This window comes from Streptomyces sp. NPDC005281 (assembly GCF_040607495.1).
Lineage (GTDB): Bacteria > Actinomycetota > Actinomycetes > Streptomycetales > Streptomycetaceae > Streptomyces.
Genome location: NZ_JBEXGX010000044.1, coordinates 22,765 through 39,788 on the forward strand (window position 1 = coordinate 22,765; position 17,024 = coordinate 39,788).

Below are 17,024 nucleotides of genomic sequence, written 5' to 3' on the forward strand. Positions count from 1 at the left end.
TGGGTGGCGCACCTCACAACCGTCAGCAATGATTGCCATTGAATGAAATGTGTTTCCGAAAGGTGTCCTGTGAGCGACGACGCCACCTCCACCGCCGCAACCGTCCCCACCGCCACCCGGCCCCGGGGCAAGCGGCCACCCCAGGGCGAACCGGTCGTCGACCGGGCCCTTGCACTGCTGGCGACGTTCGACGCGACCCGGCGCCGGCTCAGCCTGCGCGAGTTGAGCCGGCTGAGCGGCATCCCGACCAGCACCACCCTGCGGCTGGCCGGCCGCCTGCTGGAATGGGGCGCCCTCGAACGCGACGAAGCGGGCTACTACACGATCGGCCTGCGTCTGCTGGAGATCGCCTCGCTGGCTCCCCGCGGGCACGGGCTGCGCCAGACCGCGCTGCCGTTCATGAGCGACCTCGGCGCCGTCACACGGCAGCACGTACAGCTCGCGGTTCGCGAGGGTTTGCAGGCGACTCTGGTCGAGCGCCTGTCGGCCCACAGCGCGGTCAAGGTGCACTACCGGGTCGGCGGCAAGATGCCGTTGCATGCGACCGGCATGGGCCTGGCGCTCCTCGCGTTCGCGCCGCTCGACGTCCAGGAAGAGATCCTCTCCCGGCCGCTGCACAGTGAGCCCGACAAGCGGCTGATCCCGGCCGCGGCGATGCGCCGGACCCTGGCGGAACTGCGCAGGGAACGGGTCGCCATCTTCCGCCGCACCGAACTGGAGACGCTGGTGGCTGTGGCCGCTCCGATCTTCGACGAGACCGACGAGGCGGTGGCCGCGATCGGCGTGCTGCTTCCCGAACGCGAAGCGCAGCCGCGCCGGCTCAGCTACGCGGTGCGCACCGCCGCCCAGGGCATCTCACGTGCCCTGGGCGCGCCGAGCGCGACGATGAGCTGAACCGTTTCCTCAGGCGGTGACGACGTGCCGGCCGGGACCGAGGAGCCGAACCGCCCCGCCCGGCACGACGACCTCCGCCGAGGTTCCTGGCGGCACGGTGACCTCGAGCCGGAATCCCTCCGTCTCGATCCGCCATGCCACCTCGATGCGCCCGTACGGCGACTCCAGCGCGGCCGAGGCGGACGTCAGGCGGCCACCCGGTACCGGCGCCACGCGGAAGCGCCGGTACGCGGGTTCCAGCGGTTGCAGACCTGCCGTACAGCGATGCAGGAAGCTGATCACCGCGCCCTTCGAGTAGTGGTTCAGGGACTCGTGCGGTGTTCCGTCGTCGGCGATGCCGTCCCACCGCTCCCAGACCGTGGACGCGCCGCGCTCGATCATGTGCAGCCAGGAGGGCGGGCTTTCCTGGAACAGCAGCTCGTACGCCAGGCCGGCCTGACCGTGCTCGACCAGCGTGGGCAGGAGGAGGGGCGTCGCCAGGAAGCCGGTGGCGAGACGGGTCCCGGCCGCCCGGATCAGTTCCACCAACTGCTCGACGACGGTCGCCCGATGTTCCGCGGGCACCAGGCCGAAGGCGAGTGCGCGCACAAGGTTGGCCTGGGTGGCAGGGCGCAGCGTGCCGTCCGCCGTGACGAACTCGGTGCGCCAGGCGGACCTGACGCGCTCCGCGAGTTCGCCGTAGCGAACCGCGTCGGCGGGTCGGCCGAGCACGTCCGCGATCCGTGCCATCAACCGCGCGGAGTGGGCGAAGTACGCGGTGGCGACATCGCTCTTGTCGCGGGCCAGGAAGGCACCGAAGTCATCGACGTCGTTGCCCGGTTCGAGCCATTCGCCCCAGTGGAATCCCGTGTCCCACAGGTATCGCTCGTGCGGTGCCTCGGGCCCGGTGCGGGCCGGGTGCCTGCCCGATGCGGCCATCCGCTCGGTCCGGTCGAGCCAGCGCACCATGCCGGGCCACAGTTCGGCCAGGATCCGCTCGTCGCCGTAGGCGCGGTAGAGCTCCCACGGCACGATCACGACGGCGTCACCCCAGCCGGCCGAGCCCTGCAACGGCGCCGTCGGACCCTGCCGCCCCTCCATCGGACCATGGGGTGAGATGTTGGCGACGGTGCCGTCCTCCGCCTGCTCGACGGCGACGTCGCCGAGCCACTTGGCCGAGAAGCCCGCGACGTCGTAGAGGAAGGCCGCCGTGGGCACGTAGAGCTGCCAGTCACCGGTCCACCCCGCGCGCTCACGGTGCGGGCAGTCGGTGGGAATCTCACAGGCGTTGTCGCGGAAGCTCCACACCGCCGCCTCGTGCAGGCGGTTGATCCGCTCGTCGCTGCACGAGAACCAGCCCGTGCGGCGCAGGTCGGTGTGGACCACCACGCCCGTCAGATCCGCGGGACTCAGTTCCTCGGGGTGTCCCTCGATCCGTACGTACTGGAAGCCGTGGGTGGTGTGGTGCGGCTCGAAGGAATCGCCGGCCCGTCCGGCGGAGACCACCTTGTCGACCTGACCGGCCGGAAGCGGCTCGGGCAGGAACGGCACGGCCGGCTTCAGATGCTCGGTCGTGACATCGCCGTCCGGGCCGAGCGCCTCACCGTGCGTCAGGGTCAGTTCGGTGCCCTCGGGGCCGAGCCGGTCGAGCCGCACCCAGCCGTTGATGTTCTGCCCCAGGTCGACGACCTGACGGTCCCCGACCCGGGCCACCGACCTCGGGCGCAGCTCCTCGATCCGGCGGACCGGTGGGGCGGGGGACCAGATGAGCGTCTCGTAGCCGAGTGCCGCAACCTCTACCGGGTCCCATTCGGCGTCCGGATCGGTCGACCCACGAGCTCCACGCCGGTCCTCGGTGACGCCGTCGATGAGGTCGGCTCGGGTCACGGTCGAGACCCGTGATTCCCACCCGGCGTCCGTGCCGAACACGGCCGTGGTGCCGTCGGCGTACTCGACCTCCAACTGCGCCAGGAACGCCGTGTGTTCGCCCCACTGGTCCGCGGCCCGGAAGATGCCGAGCCGGCCGCGGAACCAGCCGTCGCTGAGCAGTGCGCCGAGCGCGACCTCTCCGGGAACGAGCAGGGCGGTGACGTCGTAGGCCTGGACGGGGAGGCGTCGGGTGTAGTTGGTGTAGCCGGGTGCGAGCTCGACGTCGCCGACGCGGGTGCCGTCGAGGAACGTCTCGTAGACACCGTGCGCGGTCGCGTAGAGGCGGGCCCGGCGCACGGGCCGGTCGACGACGAACCGGCGGCGCAACTCGTAGGCGGGGCGTTGGCCGGGTGCGGCGACCTCGGGCTCGTAGGGCCGGATCCAGTCGGCGGACCAGTCGCTCGCGTCGAGCAGCCCGGTCTCGAAGACGGCCCGCTCCGACCACGCGGACTCGCCGCGATCGGTCCGCAGCCGCACCTGCCAGGCGACGGCGGCCGCCGAGCCCAGCGGCGCGAAGGGCCAGGCGACCAGCACGCTCGCGGCACCCTCGACCCAGCCCGTGTCGTGCTCGACTGCGTTGATCCCGGCGCGGATCCGGTAGGCCTGCTGGGCCGCCGTTCCGGCCGGAAGCCGCCACGAGAGCCGCGGTGAGCGTTCGCCGAGGCCGAGCGGGGAGTCTCCGAGATGTTCGACGGCGAGGGAACCCGGAACGCTCATGCCGCGGTCCGTTCGGCCTGACGGACGGTGGAGGCGATGAGATCCAGCGCCATCGCGGTGGGCTCCAAGGTGGCCGCCCAGTTCAAGAAGCCGTGCGGCATGGTGCGCACCATCACCTGGCGGACATCGGCTCCCGCACCGGCGAGTGCCGCCGCGAACCCCTCGCCGGAGACCCGCAGGTCGTCGTACTCCCCGTTGAGCACCAGCGTCGGACACAGGCCGCGCAGGTCGCCGAGTATCGGGAAGGCATAGCCGTCGGCCTTGCTGAGCGGGCCGCCGAGGTAGTTGTGGTTGAAGAACCGGTGCATCGCGGGCGGCATCCGCATCTCCGCAGGCAGTTCGTCCAGCAGCCCGAGATGCTCCGGCGGCAGAGCCGGGAGGACCGCGTGGGCCACTCCGTAGGCGAAGATCAGGCAGGCCGGGGGACGCTGGTCCTCGTCGCGGAGCTTCAGGGCCGCCCCGGCCGCCAGATTGGCTCCGGCGCTCGCTCCCCCGACCGACACCAGGTCCGGATCGACCCCGAGTTCGGCGGCGCTCTCCCGGACCCAGCGCACCGCCGCGACCACGTCGTCGTGCGGCACCGGGTGGTGGACCCCGTCCTGACACAGCCGATAGTCCACCGATACGACGATCACGTCACCGCGGACGGCCACCTCACGCGCGACCCAGTCGGCCTCGGGCATGTCGAGATCGCCCATCATGAACGCCCCACCGTGCATCCACACCAGGCACGGCCGCGGGCCGGCGCCGGGACGCTCCCCGTAGACCCGTACCGGCACCGGGCCGTGCGGGCCCGGTGCCGTGGTGTCGCGTACCGACAGGTCGGGCACCTCGTAGTCCGGCCAGGACTGGTAGGCCGCACGACGCTCGGCGTACTGCGGATCCTCGAAGAAGGACCGCATGTCGGGCACGCCCTCGATGAGTTTCAACCGCTTGAGAACTTCACGATGAATCGGCATGGATCGCAGAGTTCCGGAAGCCGTGCGCCCGGTCACGCCACGGTGCCATTCAATGGAATGTCAGCCGTGTCCCGAGTAGTGCAGCCGGCGCACGATCACGTGGCCCTCGCTCGCGAACGGCCCGATCACGCGGCCGGTGAACGCCTTGGCCGTCTCGAAGCACCAGTGCCGGCCGTCGAGTTCCGTCAGGGTGACCTCGGTGTCGGCCGACCTGGCGGTCAGGCGGATCCGGTCGCCGCCGACCGCTCCCGCGGAGAAGTCGGCGGGCGGCGGTGTCATCGTGACGGTCAGTTCCACCTCGCCGGCCGGCAGGGTCGCGTGCCAGCTCCGGTCGAAACCGGCCACGACGGCGCGCGCCGTGATCTCCACTCCCCCGGCGCTCGTCCGCGCCTCCAGCGCGATGCTGTTGTCCTCCGCGTTGCGTACGGCCAGGCCGCCGGCCCCCGCGCTCACGTCGAACACCGCGCCGACGGTGGCCGTCAAGTGCCGTTGCCTGCGGCCGAGGAACGCCGGGTGCGTCCCGTCGAGCCCGGTGCTTCCGGCACTGGAGATCAGCAGTCCGCCGGAGACGGTCCGGGCGAACTCCGTCGCCGGCCGGCGCACCGCGATCCACACGGGATCGGAGAACGCCGACGCCTCGGTGAAGTCGTAGTCGGCCTCTTCCATCGACGGCGGCAGGTCGGCCAACCGCGGTCGTGGCCAGCCGTCCACCCAGTCGACGGTCCCCAGGAAGGTCTCCCTCCCCAGCGGGGAGAACGACTGGGCCAGTCCTACGGGCCGAACGCCGAGGCAGACCAGCGCCGTACCCTCATCGGTCTCGACCAAGTCCGCGTGACCGAGGTTCTGCACCGGCGAACCGGTGCCGGAAGCCGTCAGAACGGGGTTGGCCGGGCAGCTCTCGAACGGGCCCTCAGGACGTGGTGCGCGGGCGACCGTCACCGCGTGACCTCGATCGGTGCCGCCTTCGGCGACCACGAGGTACCACCACTCGCCCCGGTGGTAGAGGTGCGGCCCCTCCGGGGAGTACAGCCCGCTGCCCGGCCAGATCGCCCGCGGCACCTCCAGTGCCTCCCCGGTGGAGAGATCGACCCGCACCTGCTGGATCGGATCGGGGTGGCGCGCGAAGGTGACGATCGCCGTGCCGTCCTCGTCCCACTCGAGGTCGGGGTCGATGCCGTCGACCGCCGGAATCGTCACGCCGTCGCTCCACGGACCGGCCGGGTCCGTCGCGGTGAAGACGACACAGCCGCGCCCGCCGAGGAAGACGGTCACGATCAGATGGAAGACACCGTGCCGGTAGCGCAGTGTCGGCGCCCAGACTCCGCCCGGAGTCGGCACCCGATCGAGTTGGACCTGTCCGGGACGGGTCGCCACATGCCCGATCTGACGCCAGGTGCGCAGGTCGGTGCTGTGATGGACCGGAAGCCCGGGAAGGTATTCGAACGATGAGGTGACGAGGTAGTAGTCGGTACCCACCCGCACCACGCTGGGATCCGGGTTGAAGCCCGGCAACAACGGATGACTCATGTCTTCGCCAGGTCGCGAAGGAACCGGATCGCCTGCTGGTGGAGTGCGGCCGGGTCCTCGGCACCGTCCCAGAAATGGCCGGCGCCGGGTACGAGGACGAGTTCGGCCGTGCCACCGGCGGCGGTCAGCGCCGTGACGAAGCTCGTGCTCTGGGTGTTCGGCACCATCGTGTCGCTGTCTCCGTGCATGACCAGCATGGGCGGCGCGTCGGCGCGGACATGGGCGATCGGGCTCGCCTCGCGCGCCAGGTCCGGCACCGAGCCGGTGGGAGCGCCGAGGAAGAGGGCTTCGCGTGTCTCCGGGTCGGACGATCCGGGCATGGCGGCCAGGCCGGTCACCGGGAACCAGGCCACCACGCCGGCCACCTCCGTGCCGGTGAGCGCCGCCAGCAGGGCGAGATGGCCGCCCGCCGAATCACCCCACAGGAAGACCGGTCCTGCGCTCACCCCACGCTCGGCCAGCAGAGCGCCGACCGCCGACACCGCGGCTCGGACGTCATCAAGAGCCGCCGGATAGATCGCCTCGCCACTGAGCCGGTAGTCGATCGCGGCGACCGCGAACCCGGCCCGCACCATCGCGGCGTAGAACTCCTCACGAAGGCACGGCAGCGGGTGGCGGCGCGAGCCGCGTCGCCAGCCGCCGCCATGCACGTGAACGATGACCGCCGCCCGGCGCTCCACGTCATCCGAGGAGAACTCGGGCACATGCAGGTCGAGTTCCAGCGGGCGGAAGCCGGGGACCGCGCCGTATTCGACGCCGAGGTGACTCCTCATGCCACGGAGAGCGCGAGACGGTCTGCCCGCTTGTGGAAGCGGCCGCCCTGCATGATGGCGGCGAGGTTGTCGGCGTCCTGGAGCACCGTGACATCCCGGGTCGGGTCGCCGTCCACGACGAGGACGTCCGCCAGGTGGCCCGGGACGAGGTGGCCCACCGGCATGTCGAGCACCTGACCGCCGTAGAAGGTGGCGGCCTTGAGCGCTTCGAGCGGGGTGTAGCCGAAGAGCGTCACGAACAGTTCGAGGTCGCGGGCGTTGCGGCCGATCGGATTGTTCGGGAAGCCGTAGTCGCCGCCGGGCAGCACCCGCAGACCGCGCCTGCGCAGCTCGGGGTAGAGCTCTGTCATCGCCTGGAGCGACGTCACCGAGCCCATCTTCTCCGCCATCGCGGTGTCGATACCGAACTCCTCGCCCTCGTGGACATTGGCCCACATGATGCCGACCGCCGGCGACAGGAAGATCGAGTCCTTCGCCTCGTCGAGCAGATCGATGGCCTCCTCGTCCGCGTACGAGCAGTGGTAGATCGAGCGGAAGCCGCTGCCGACAGCCAGCTTGATCGACTCGGGGTTCTGGGCATGGCAGTTGAGCCACACCCCGGACTCGCGGGCCTGCTCACCGGCGGCACGCGCCTCCTCGGCGCTGTACTGCGTGACCATCGAGCCGCCCGCGAAGAAGACATCGTCATTGCTCATCAGGAGCTTGACGCTGTCGAAGCCCAGATCCGCCTGTTCGCGGATGAACTCACGTACGGCGTCCGGGCCGGTCTTCTTCTCGCGCGGACCGTCGGGACCCATCTGCACCGGGTTGTTGTCCCGCTCGAAGGAGGCCGCGCGCAGGCGCGGTCCGACGGCGGCACCGGCCTTGATCTGCTCCCGCAGGATGATCTCGGTCGGTACGGGAGTGAGCGAGCCCGCCGAGTAGGCGCTGGTGAAGCCCTGGTCGAGCAGGATGCGGGCGTTGCGCCTGGCGATCTCCAGGTGCTCGTCCGGCGTCGGCATGTGATGGAAGAAGCTGACGTCCAGCGGCGGGTTGAACGACGGATCGATGTGTCCGATGGCCGAGGGGAACGTCAGGTGGCAGTGGGACTCGATCATGCCGGGCATGACCGTCCTGCCGGCACAGTCGACGACCTGGTCTCCCGGCTCCGCCACCACGCCGCCGCCGGCGACCACGGCTTCGACCGTGTCGCCCCGTACCACCAGGTCGGCGCGGAACGCCGGCTCTCCGGATCCGTCGAAAACAGCCCCGTTGACGAAGAGGACGCGCTGGGCAGTCATGTCAGGCTCCGATCATGTTGTAGCCGCCATCGGCCACAAAATAGCTGCCGGTGATGTGATTGGCGTCGGGCGTCGCGAGGAAGAGCGCCGCTCCGGCGACCTCCTCGGGCTTGGGGATGTGGTGCATCGGGGTCATCTCCCGCAACTTGTCTCCCCGGCCGTTCCTGTAGTCCTCGCGGCCCAGCATCCGCTCCGTCTCCATGAAGCCCGGCGCGAAGGTGTTCACCCGGACCTTCGGCGCGAATGCCTGTGCGTAGGACTTGGTGATGCCGAGAATTCCGTACTTGGCGGCCGCGTACTGCGGGGCACGGGCGCTGCCCCGCACCACCACGGTCGAACCCACGTTGACGATCGCGCCCCCGTCGGGCTGTTCGAGCATGCGCGAACCGAACTCGTGGGTGCACATCAGGGTGCCCTTGAGGTCGACGGCCAGCGTGTGATCGACCGCCTCCTCCGTGATCTCGCGCCAGGACATCTGGTCACTGGCCATGTCGCCCACATTGTTGACCGCGACATCGAGGCGGCCGAAACGGTTCCACACCTCGTCGGCCATGCGCTTGATCTGGGCCCACTCGACGATGTCGGCCTGGACCAGGAATGCCTTGCGGCCCTCCGCCTCGACCCGTTCCGCGGTGCGGCGGGCCCCGGCCTCGGAGCTGCGGTAGTGGATCGCGACGTCGGCGCCCTCTTGGGCGGCACGGACGGCGATCTCGGCACCGAGACCCGTGCCGGCGCCGGTGACCAGTACGACCTTGTCGGTGAACCGCTGCGGGGAAGTCATGGGGGGTGCTGCCTTTCAGACGAGGGTACGACCGCCGTCGACGTACATGACGTGGCCTGTCACGAACGCGGACTGGGCGGAACTGAGGAACAGGAGCGGACCGAGAAGGTCATCGGTCGTTCCGAGACGGCCGGCCGGCACCAGGCCGACCATGGATTCCCGCATGCCGGGCTTCTCCAGGTAGGCCTGTGTCAGCTCGGTCTCGGTGTAGCCGGGGGCGATCGCGTTGACCGTGACGCCATGGGGCGCCCACTCACGGGCCATGACCCGGCAGAGTTGGTTGACCCCGCCCTTGGTCGCGGCGTACGGCGCGTGATGGGCGTGGGCGAGCAGCCCGGAGACGGACGAGAGGAACACGATCCGGCCGTGACCGGCGGCGACCATCAGCGCGCCGGCCGCCTGAGCCGTCCACACCGCGCTCTTGAGGTTCACATCGATGATCCGCTCCCAGACATCGTCGGGGGTCTCCAGAGCGGGCCGCCGGTCGTTCATCCCGACGGCGTGCAGGAAGACGTCAAGACCGCCCAGCGATTCGGCGGCATCGGCGACAGCCGCGCGAGCCTCTTCGGCATCGGTGAGGTCCGCGACCCGCGTCCCGACGCGAACGCCGAGTTCGGCCGCCTCCTTCACCAGTGCGGACAACCGTCCTTCGTCGACATCTGCCACCACCACCCGCGCACCCTGCCGGGCGAGAGCCAGCGCGGCCGCCGCGCCGATGCCCCCGGCACCTGCGACGAGCGCCGCGCGGTTGTGAAGTCCTAGCCAATCCGTCATGCCGAGCATCCAAGGCGGCCCATGTGACCCGGACTACGGCTGTTTCATTCATCGGCACACCTCAGGACACGCCTGCCATTGCCCGGCACGCGCATCGCCTCGGCCCCGCGTCGGCCGCAGAGTGAAGTCATGACTCGCCTCCCGCGCCCCACACCTCACGAACTCGACGCCGCACAACGTGTCCTGTACCACGCGATCGCTGACGGACCACGAGCGAACGGGCCGCGGCTCTTCTCTCTCACGGACGGCGAGGGTCGGCTGAACGGCCCGTTCAACGCGATGCTGCACGCGCCGGCGGTGGGGTCCGCGCTGCAAGAACTCGGGTCGGCCATCAGGTACCGCACCACACTGAGCGACCGGGTTCGCGAGATGGCCATCCTGATCGTCGCGGCTCACTGGGACTCCGCCTTCGAGCGCTACGCCCACGAGCCGATCGGCAGGGCGGCGGGCCTCACCGAGGCCGAGCTCACCGCCATCCGCTCCGGCGGAGTACCGGAGCTGAGCGACCCGGCGGAAGCGGCAGCGGTCGACCTCGTGGCAGCGATGGTCGCCACCGGCGATGCCGGCGACGCGCTCTTCGATCATGCCGTTTCATTGAACGGAACGGAGGCGGTGGTGGAGCTCACCACCCTGGTGGGCTACTACGCGACGCTCGCGCTTCAGTTGCGCGTCTTCCGCGTCGGACAACCAGGAGACCCCTCATGAAACTCGTGACTTTCGACAACGGCCAGGTCGGCTACCTGGACGGTGACGACGTGGTGCAACTCGATGTTCCTTCGATGCGCGACTATTTCGAGCGTGACGGCCAGGTCGACGAGACCGGCCACCGCTTCGCCCTCACCGACGTGCGTCTCCAGGCGCCGATCGTGCCGAAGAAGTTCTTCCACACGGCCGGGAACTTCACCGACCATCACGACGAGCTGACCGCCGTCGACTGGTCGCACCCGGTGCACAAGGGCATCGTCTTCTTCCAGAACGTCGACGCGATCATCGGACCCGACGAGGCGATCGTCTATCCCGAGGGACTCACCAAGGAGCTCGACTACGAGCTCGAGCTGGCGATCGTGATCGGCAAGAGCGGCAAGTTCTTCGGCCCGGAGGAGGCCGAGGAGTACATCGCCGGCTACACCGTGTTCAACGACATCACCGCCCGCGACATCCAGCGCCGCGAGATGCAGTCCGGCGTCTTCTCGTTCTCCAAGTCGATCGACACCTTCTGTCCCATCGGCCCGTGGATCGTCACCAAGGACGAACTGCCGAACCCGCAGGCCCTCGCCATGGAACTCCGCGTCAACGGCGAGCGCCGGCAACGCGGCAACACCGAGCAGATGGTGATCTCGATCCCGCACCTGGTGGCCTACCACTCGGCGCAGGGCTACAGCGCCGGCGACATCATCACCACCGGAACGATCTCGGGCGTCGCGGCCGTGCAGCCCAACCCTTTCGACTTCTACCTCCAGCCGGGCGACCGGATCGAGGCCGAGATCGAGGGGATCGGCACCCTGCGCAATCCGGTCGTCGCGTGGAAGGACGCGCACGACACCGAGCCCTACTCGACCGACCTCTACGGTCCGGCGAACTGAGGAGGCGGAGATGCGCATCGCCACACTGGCCGACCGCGCCGTGCTCCTCGTCGAGGACGGGGCGGTCGACATCGCGACCGCCTCGAACGGCCGTTTCGGCTCCGACCCGATGGAACTCCTGGACCGCTGGGCCGAGTTCGAGACCTGGGCCGCGCAGGCGGAACTCCCCGCCGCCACGCCGTACCGCGAAGCCGACCTGAACGCGCCTGTTCCCCGCCCCCGGCAGGTGTTCGCGGTCGCGCTGAACTACCGTCCGCACGCCGCCGAGGCGGGCTACGTCGCTCCCGAGATCCCGCTGGTCTTCACCAAGTTCCCCAGCTGTATCGCGGGACCTCAGGCCGAGGTCGAGCTGCCCGACGGCAACGTCGACTGGGAGCTGGAGATGGTGGCCGTGATCGGCCGGGCCTGCCACCGCGTCCCGGCCGAGGAGGCGTGGGATGTCGTCGCCGGCCTGACCGTGGGCCAGGACCTGTCCGAGCGACGGCTCCAACTGACCGGCACCCCGGCCCAGTTCTCCCTGGGCAAGTCCTACCCGGGCTTCGGCCCGACCGGCCCCGCGCTGGTCACCCCGGACGAGCTCGCCGACCGGGACGACATGGCCATCGAGTGCCTGCTCAACGGCGAGAGCGTCCAGGCCGCGCGGACCAGCGAGATGATCTTCTCGGTTCCCCGGCTGATCGAGTTCATCAGCACCGTCTGCCGGCTGCACCCGGGCGACCTGATCTTCACGGGTACGCCCGCGGGCGTCGGCAACCGCCGGGTGCCGCAACGCTTCCTCGGCCCGAAGGACGTCCTGGTCAGCCGCATCGAGGGCCTGGGCGAGCTGCGCCAGACCTTCCGCTCGGACCGGGAGGACTGAGGGGCGCTACCGGCACGGGTTGGTTCGACCGGGCAGGCCGGGTGGGCCGGTTTCCGTCGGACGTGCCGGATACGGAGTGCGCACTGCCGTGCGGGCGTACTGCCGTCCGGGCCTACTGTCGTGCGGGCGCACTGCCGTATGGGCGCACTGCCCTTGCTACGGGTGTCGGCTCGGCCGCCAGGGGGGCGGCCGAGCCGGCATCCACTGCCGCCTTCGGACCCTGGACGCGATAACCAGTCCCCCACTGCGTGAACTGACCTTCCGAGCAGACAGTCCTCAAGGCGCGGGGGTACGTGCTACCTCTCTGGCGTTCTCCCTGGTTGCCGCGTCCAGAAAGGTAGTTGAGCGTTCGATCCGACGCGGGGCTGTCCCCCTGCGTCGCTTCACGGGGAGGGCGACACCGACCGGCTCGGATCCTGCGTGGTGTCACAGCCCGGACGTCGGCGAGATGTGTTCCGGCTCCGGGCCATGCCCACGGCATGTCAATGCGCGAAACTCTTGCCAGCAATGGTGAGCGATGATTCACTTCGGGCCACTCCCCCCACCCCGCGACGCGCCTCGGCGAGCACGGAGGTTCACCCATGGATCCGCTGACCGCATCCGGACCTGTGCCCGCCGACGGCGCCGGTCGCTGCGCGCGACGCGCGGCCTCCTGCCCGGCGCCCTGGTGATCGCGGGCGGGGTCTGCGGGATGCTCTTCCCGTCGGTGGGCAAAGGTCCCCTGCTCCTTCTGCTGGTCGCACTGAGCGGAGGCTTCGTGGCGGCCGGCTACGGCATCGCCTTCGCGGGTCTGTCCGACGTGGTGCCGCCGTCCCAGCGCGGGCCGGCCTTCGGCTTCGTCACCGCCGTGTACTCGCTCGGCGGGATCGCCGGCCCGGCGGTCGCGGGGGCGCTGGTCGCCGGCAGTGCGACGCGAGCGGGCGGTTACACCGAGACATTCGTCGGTCTCGGTGCCGTCGTACTCGTCGGCGGCCTGCTGGCCCTGGCCCTGGTTCACCCGGAGCGCGACGTCGCGCTCCTCCACAAAGCCGCCGCGGATGAGGTTGGTTATCAAAGATTCACTCTGACGGTCGCCGGACATGAGACCCGGACCGGATCACCGCCCCACTAAGATGGCCGCACACAAGAACGCATCGGGCGAGCAGGGAGAACAAGGCGCGTGGCAACCCGCAGACCGCCGGACCGCAAGCGGCGTATCGCCGACGCCGCCGCTGTGCTGTTCCGCGAGCGGGGCTTCCGCAACGTCTCGGTGTCGGACGTCGCCGAGGCGGTGGGCATCACCGCTCCCGCGCTGTACCGGCACTTCCGCAACAAGCAGGCGCTGCTGGCCTACGTGGTGGCCGCGGGCATGGACACCATGGACGCGGTCGGGCGGCGCGAGGGCGAACGGACCGATGTCGACACGCTGATCGACGACGCCATCGCCATGATGAGCGAGCGGCGCGGCCTGGCCACCCTTTGGCAGCGCGAGCTCCGGCACCTGCACGACACCGAGCGCGAGGAGCTGCGCCACCGCCTGTCCTCGATCGCCTCCGGCTACGCCGGACTGATCCGCGCCGAACGACCCGGGCTCGCCCCGGGCGACGAGGACCTGCTGACCTGGGCGATGCTGGGCGTCTGGGCCAGCATGGCGGCCCATCGTTTCACCCTGCCGAAGCGCCGTCAGGACGCGCTGCTGCACCGACTGTGCCGTACCGTCGTCGACTGCCCGCTCGGCACCTCGGGGTCGGCGGACGCCCCGGCGCCCACCGAGGTGGCGGCCGACGGGGCAGCGGCCACGGCGGCCTTCACCGGATCGCGCCGCGAACAGATGCTGACCGAGGCGATCCGCCTGTTCGACGAACGCGGCTTCCAGTCCGTCTCCACGGACGACATCGGCGAGGCGGTCGGGACCTCCGGGCCGAACGTCTACAAGCACTTCCCCAGCAAGCTGGACCTGCTGTCCGCGGGTGTCACCCGTGGAGGCGAGCGGCGTGAGGCGGGCACCGCCCAGGCCCTCGCACGGGCGACGACCCCGCAGCAGGCGCTGGACAACCTGCTGCACGCGTACGTCGAATTCGGCATGGAGAACCGTCACTTGCTCGGCCTGCTGGTCAGCGAGCTCGACCAGTTGCCCGAGCAGCAGCGCAAGCGCAGCACGCAGGTGCAGCGAGATTTCCTCGCGCTCTGGGTCAAGATCCTCGACGCGGCCGCGCCCGGCCTGGAGCAGACCGAGGCCAAGATCGTGGTCTGCGCCGTCTTCTCCGTGGTCGACACGATCTGCCGCAACCGTCGTCTGTTGCAGCGCCCCGACCTCGGCGACCGCCTCGTCGAGATCGGCCAGGCCCTGCTGCTCGCCCGCTGAGGAACGCCGGGCTCAGGCCCAGACCCGGACCCGGACCCGGACTCGGACCCGGGCTCGGACTGCGGACTCGGGCTCGGGCTCGGGCTCGGGCTCGGATTGCGCCGGCCGGGAGTCAGCCGTCCGACCGTGTCGCCGGCGAAGGCCGGGCCGCAGACGTTCAGGACGACCGCGAGCTGAATCGGCGCTCCGAGGCCGGATATCGCCGGCAGGCCGCACTCCGTCGCGAGGCCGCCTCCGGGCGGCGGGCCGCCCTCCGCCGGGAAGGCGCCGTCACGAGAAACAGGCCGTCGCGGAGGACCAGACCGTCGCGTTCGTAGAGGCCGCCCCGGCAACCGGCGACGAAGCCCAGTCAACATCCTAAAGGTCGCCTCGGCCGTCCATGGCGGAGCGGCGAACCGTGCCGAGGCCGCCCGTGTCGGAGCCCCGGACCGGGCCCAGGTCGCCCAGGGAGGAGCCTCGCCCCCCGGCAAGGCCGTTCCATGGCAGAGCCCCGCTCCGCACCAAGGTCGCCCCATCGCAGAGCCTCGCTCCGCGCCAAAGCCGTCCATGGCAGAGCCCCGCAGACCGCCTCGCGGTTGATCCGGGCCCGATCCGGGCCGATACCGGTGTCGCCCGATCGCGCTGCCGCTCAGCCACCCAGGTGCTCCCTCCGGGCCGTCGAACCCCTTCACACCCGGACGCCCGACTTCCGCCTTCTCAACTCGACGTACGCAGACTATAGACATCCGAGTTAGCTGAAATTAACTTGATGCTACGCAGTCCAATGGATCACGGGGATTCAACTTCCCCATGCGTGTACGCCTGTCAGGCAGCAAGACTTCACTTACTTCGGGACTGGAGAACTCGTGCCGTCCGTCCTGCCCAAGAACATGCCGCCCACATTCGACCTGCCCCGCGTCGGTGCCGACGCCCTCCTCGCGGGCGCCGCCCGCGCCTACCCGGACCGCGTCGCCCTGCGCGACGGCGAGGAGACGCTCACCTTCCCCGAGCTGTACGACGCCGCCCTCCGGGTCGCCGGCGGACTGCGCCGTCGCGGCCTGGAGCCCGGCGACGTACTGGCGCTGCACATGCCGAACAGCCATTGGTACCTCGCCGTCTACTACGGCGCCCTGTGCGCCGGGATCGCCGTCGCGCCGATCAATCCCGGGCAGCCCGTCGGCGCGCTCCGCGACCAACTGCGCGACTGCGGTGCGAAGGCCGTCGTCACGCACCCGGCCAACGCGGCACCGCTGGCCGAGGCGACCGGGCCCGGCGTCGGGTTCGTCGTACAGATTCCCGGTACGGCCGCGAGTCCGGCCCCCGAAGGCACCGGACCGCTCGCCCCGGGATTCATCTCCCTCGACGACCTGCTGGCCGAGGCGCCGCTGGAGGGTTACCGGCCCGACCCCGAGCTGGTGGCCCATCTACAGTTCACCGGAGGCACCACCGGCCGGTCCAAGGCGGTCCGGGTGCTGCACCGCAACCTGGTCGCCAACGTGCTGCAAACCGGCTGCTGGCGCTCCGCCACGCTGCCGAGCCTCGACGAACCGGGTGGCGTCCGGGTGACCCGGATCGAGGACCCCGCTCCGAAGACGATCACACCGGGCGAGGGCACGCACATCGCGATCGCCCCGCTCTTCCACGGGCTCGGGCTCGTCGGCCACAACCTCAACACCCTGCTCGGCACCACCTCCGTCATCACCGGCGGCCGCTTCGACCCGGACGGTTTCCTGCGGGACATCGAGACCTACCGGGTCACCCACATGACCGGCTCACCGGCCATGTACTACGGGATGCTGCGCAGCAAGGAACTCGGCAGGCGGGACCTCTCCTCGGTCCGGATGATCACCTCCGGCGCCGCGCCCATCGACACCTCCGCGCTGTTGGCCCTGCGCGAGGCGATCCCCTCTGCGAGCGTGACCGAGGGCTACGGGCTCAGCGAGGCCACCATGGGCCTGACCATGTCCCCGCACGGCGCCGACACTCCGACGCCGCTGGGCAGTGTCGGCGTCGCCATCCCCCACACCGAGATCGAGATACGTCACCCGGTCGGCGAGCGGGCGCTGCCCGTGGGTGAGGTGGGTGAGGTCTGGGCCCGGGGCCCGCAGGTCACCGACGGCTACCAGGACGAACCCGAACTCACCGCCATCCAGTTCGTGAACGGCTGGCTCCGCACCGGCGACCTCGGCCACCTCGACGACAACGGCTACCTGTATCTCGTCGGCCGAGCAAAAGACATGCTCATCTACAAGGGCTACAACATCTACCCCCAGCCCCTGGAAGAGCTCCTCTGCTCCCACCCCGCCATCGCCCAGGCAGCCGTCATCGGACGACCACGACCCGACGTCGGCGAAATACCCGTCGGCATCGTGGTCCTGCGACCGGGCGCCGCCCGCGAGGGCCTCGCGCTGGAGCTGATGGACTACGTCGCCGAGCGCGTCGCCCCCTACCAGCGGGTGCGCGAGGTACAGGTCGTCGACGTCCTGCCGCTCACGCCGACCGGCAAGGTGCTCAAGACCGCGCTGCGCGACCGTCTGGACGCGCCGCGCGGCTGAGCCCCTGAATGTCCGGGGCGGCGCCGCTATGGGACACCGCGCCGTCTCCGGTGTTCCGTCGGTTTGAGGGAACCGCCGGAACTCGCGAAGG

General features: G+C 70.2%; 14 protein-coding genes. 7 read left to right on the forward strand and 7 right to left on the reverse strand.

Annotation, left to right across the window (positions count from 1 at the left end; genetic code table 11):
- Positions 1 to 69 precede the first annotated feature (69 nt).
- Positions 70 to 894: an IclR family transcriptional regulator gene (locus tag ABZV42_RS37810; RefSeq protein WP_356056038.1), complete on the forward strand. Its 825-nt coding sequence runs from the start codon at positions 70 to 72 to the stop codon at positions 892 to 894.
- A 9-nt stretch (positions 895 to 903) separates the two neighbouring features.
- On the opposite strand, the gene ABZV42_RS37815 is transcribed toward ABZV42_RS37810, so the two are convergent.
- The 7 genes from ABZV42_RS37815 to ABZV42_RS37845 are packed head-to-tail and all read right to left on the reverse strand — an operon-like array spanning position 904 to position 9,613.
- A complete protein-coding gene (locus ABZV42_RS37815; RefSeq protein ID WP_356056040.1) occupies positions 904 to 3,519 on the reverse strand; it encodes a family 78 glycoside hydrolase catalytic domain in 2,616 nt (871 codons plus the stop codon).
- On the reverse strand, positions 3,516 to 4,478 hold the full coding sequence (locus ABZV42_RS37820; RefSeq protein WP_355987224.1) for an alpha/beta hydrolase: 963 nt from the start codon (positions 4,476 to 4,478) through the stop codon (positions 3,516 to 3,518). The genes ABZV42_RS37815 and ABZV42_RS37820 overlap by 4 nt, the downstream gene beginning before the upstream one ends.
- Before the next feature lie 60 nt (positions 4,479 to 4,538).
- Positions 4,539 to 6,005 (reverse strand): family 43 glycosylhydrolase, encoded by a 1,467-nt coding sequence (locus ABZV42_RS37825; protein WP_356056042.1) that lies wholly within the window; start codon positions 6,003 to 6,005, stop codon positions 4,539 to 4,541.
- On the reverse strand, positions 6,002 to 6,778 hold the full coding sequence (locus ABZV42_RS37830; protein ID WP_355987219.1) for an alpha/beta hydrolase: 777 nt from the start codon (positions 6,776 to 6,778) through the stop codon (positions 6,002 to 6,004). The genes ABZV42_RS37825 and ABZV42_RS37830 overlap by 4 nt, the downstream gene beginning before the upstream one ends.
- A complete protein-coding gene (locus ABZV42_RS37835; RefSeq protein WP_355987216.1) occupies positions 6,775 to 8,058 on the reverse strand; it encodes an amidohydrolase family protein in 1,284 nt (427 codons plus the stop codon). Before ABZV42_RS37835 ends, ABZV42_RS37830 begins: the two co-directional genes overlap by 4 nt.
- Position 8,059: 1 nt before the next feature.
- Positions 8,060 to 8,839, reverse strand: a complete 780-nt coding sequence (locus ABZV42_RS37840) for an SDR family oxidoreductase (RefSeq protein WP_355987214.1) — start codon at positions 8,837 to 8,839, stop codon at positions 8,060 to 8,062.
- A 15-nt stretch (positions 8,840 to 8,854) separates the two neighbouring features.
- Positions 8,855 to 9,613: an SDR family oxidoreductase gene (locus ABZV42_RS37845; RefSeq protein ID WP_355987211.1), complete on the reverse strand. Its 759-nt coding sequence runs from the start codon at positions 9,611 to 9,613 to the stop codon at positions 8,855 to 8,857.
- 129 nt (positions 9,614 to 9,742) lie between these two features.
- Between ABZV42_RS37845 and ABZV42_RS37850 the strand changes: the two genes are divergently transcribed.
- From ABZV42_RS37850 to ABZV42_RS37875, 6 genes are all read left to right on the forward strand, one after another.
- A complete protein-coding gene (locus ABZV42_RS37850) occupies positions 9,743 to 10,318 on the forward strand; it encodes a carboxymuconolactone decarboxylase family protein (RefSeq protein WP_356056044.1) in 576 nt (191 codons plus the stop codon).
- The gene (locus tag ABZV42_RS37855; RefSeq protein ID WP_355987205.1) at positions 10,315 to 11,196 is read left to right on the forward strand and encodes a fumarylacetoacetate hydrolase family protein; all 882 of its coding nucleotides are present in this window, start codon (positions 10,315 to 10,317) and stop codon (positions 11,194 to 11,196) included. Before ABZV42_RS37850 ends, ABZV42_RS37855 begins: the two co-directional genes overlap by 4 nt.
- Positions 11,197 to 11,206: 10 nt before the next feature.
- A complete protein-coding gene (locus tag ABZV42_RS37860; protein WP_355987203.1) occupies positions 11,207 to 12,055 on the forward strand; it encodes a fumarylacetoacetate hydrolase family protein in 849 nt (282 codons plus the stop codon).
- A gap of 517 nt (positions 12,056 to 12,572) precedes the next feature.
- Complete coding sequence (locus ABZV42_RS37865; RefSeq protein ID WP_356056046.1) at positions 12,573 to 13,166, forward strand: MFS transporter; 594 nt, start codon at positions 12,573 to 12,575, stop codon at positions 13,164 to 13,166.
- 48 nt (positions 13,167 to 13,214) lie between these two features.
- Entirely contained in the window at positions 13,215 to 14,399 is a 1,185-nt protein-coding gene (locus tag ABZV42_RS37870; protein ID WP_355987198.1) for a TetR/AcrR family transcriptional regulator, read from the forward strand.
- An 845-nt stretch (positions 14,400 to 15,244) separates the two neighbouring features.
- Positions 15,245 to 16,933, forward strand: coding sequence for a class I adenylate-forming enzyme family protein (locus ABZV42_RS37875; RefSeq protein ID WP_355987195.1), 1,689 nt, complete (start codon positions 15,245 to 15,247; stop codon positions 16,931 to 16,933).
- The last annotated feature ends 91 nt before the right edge of the window (positions 16,934 to 17,024 follow it).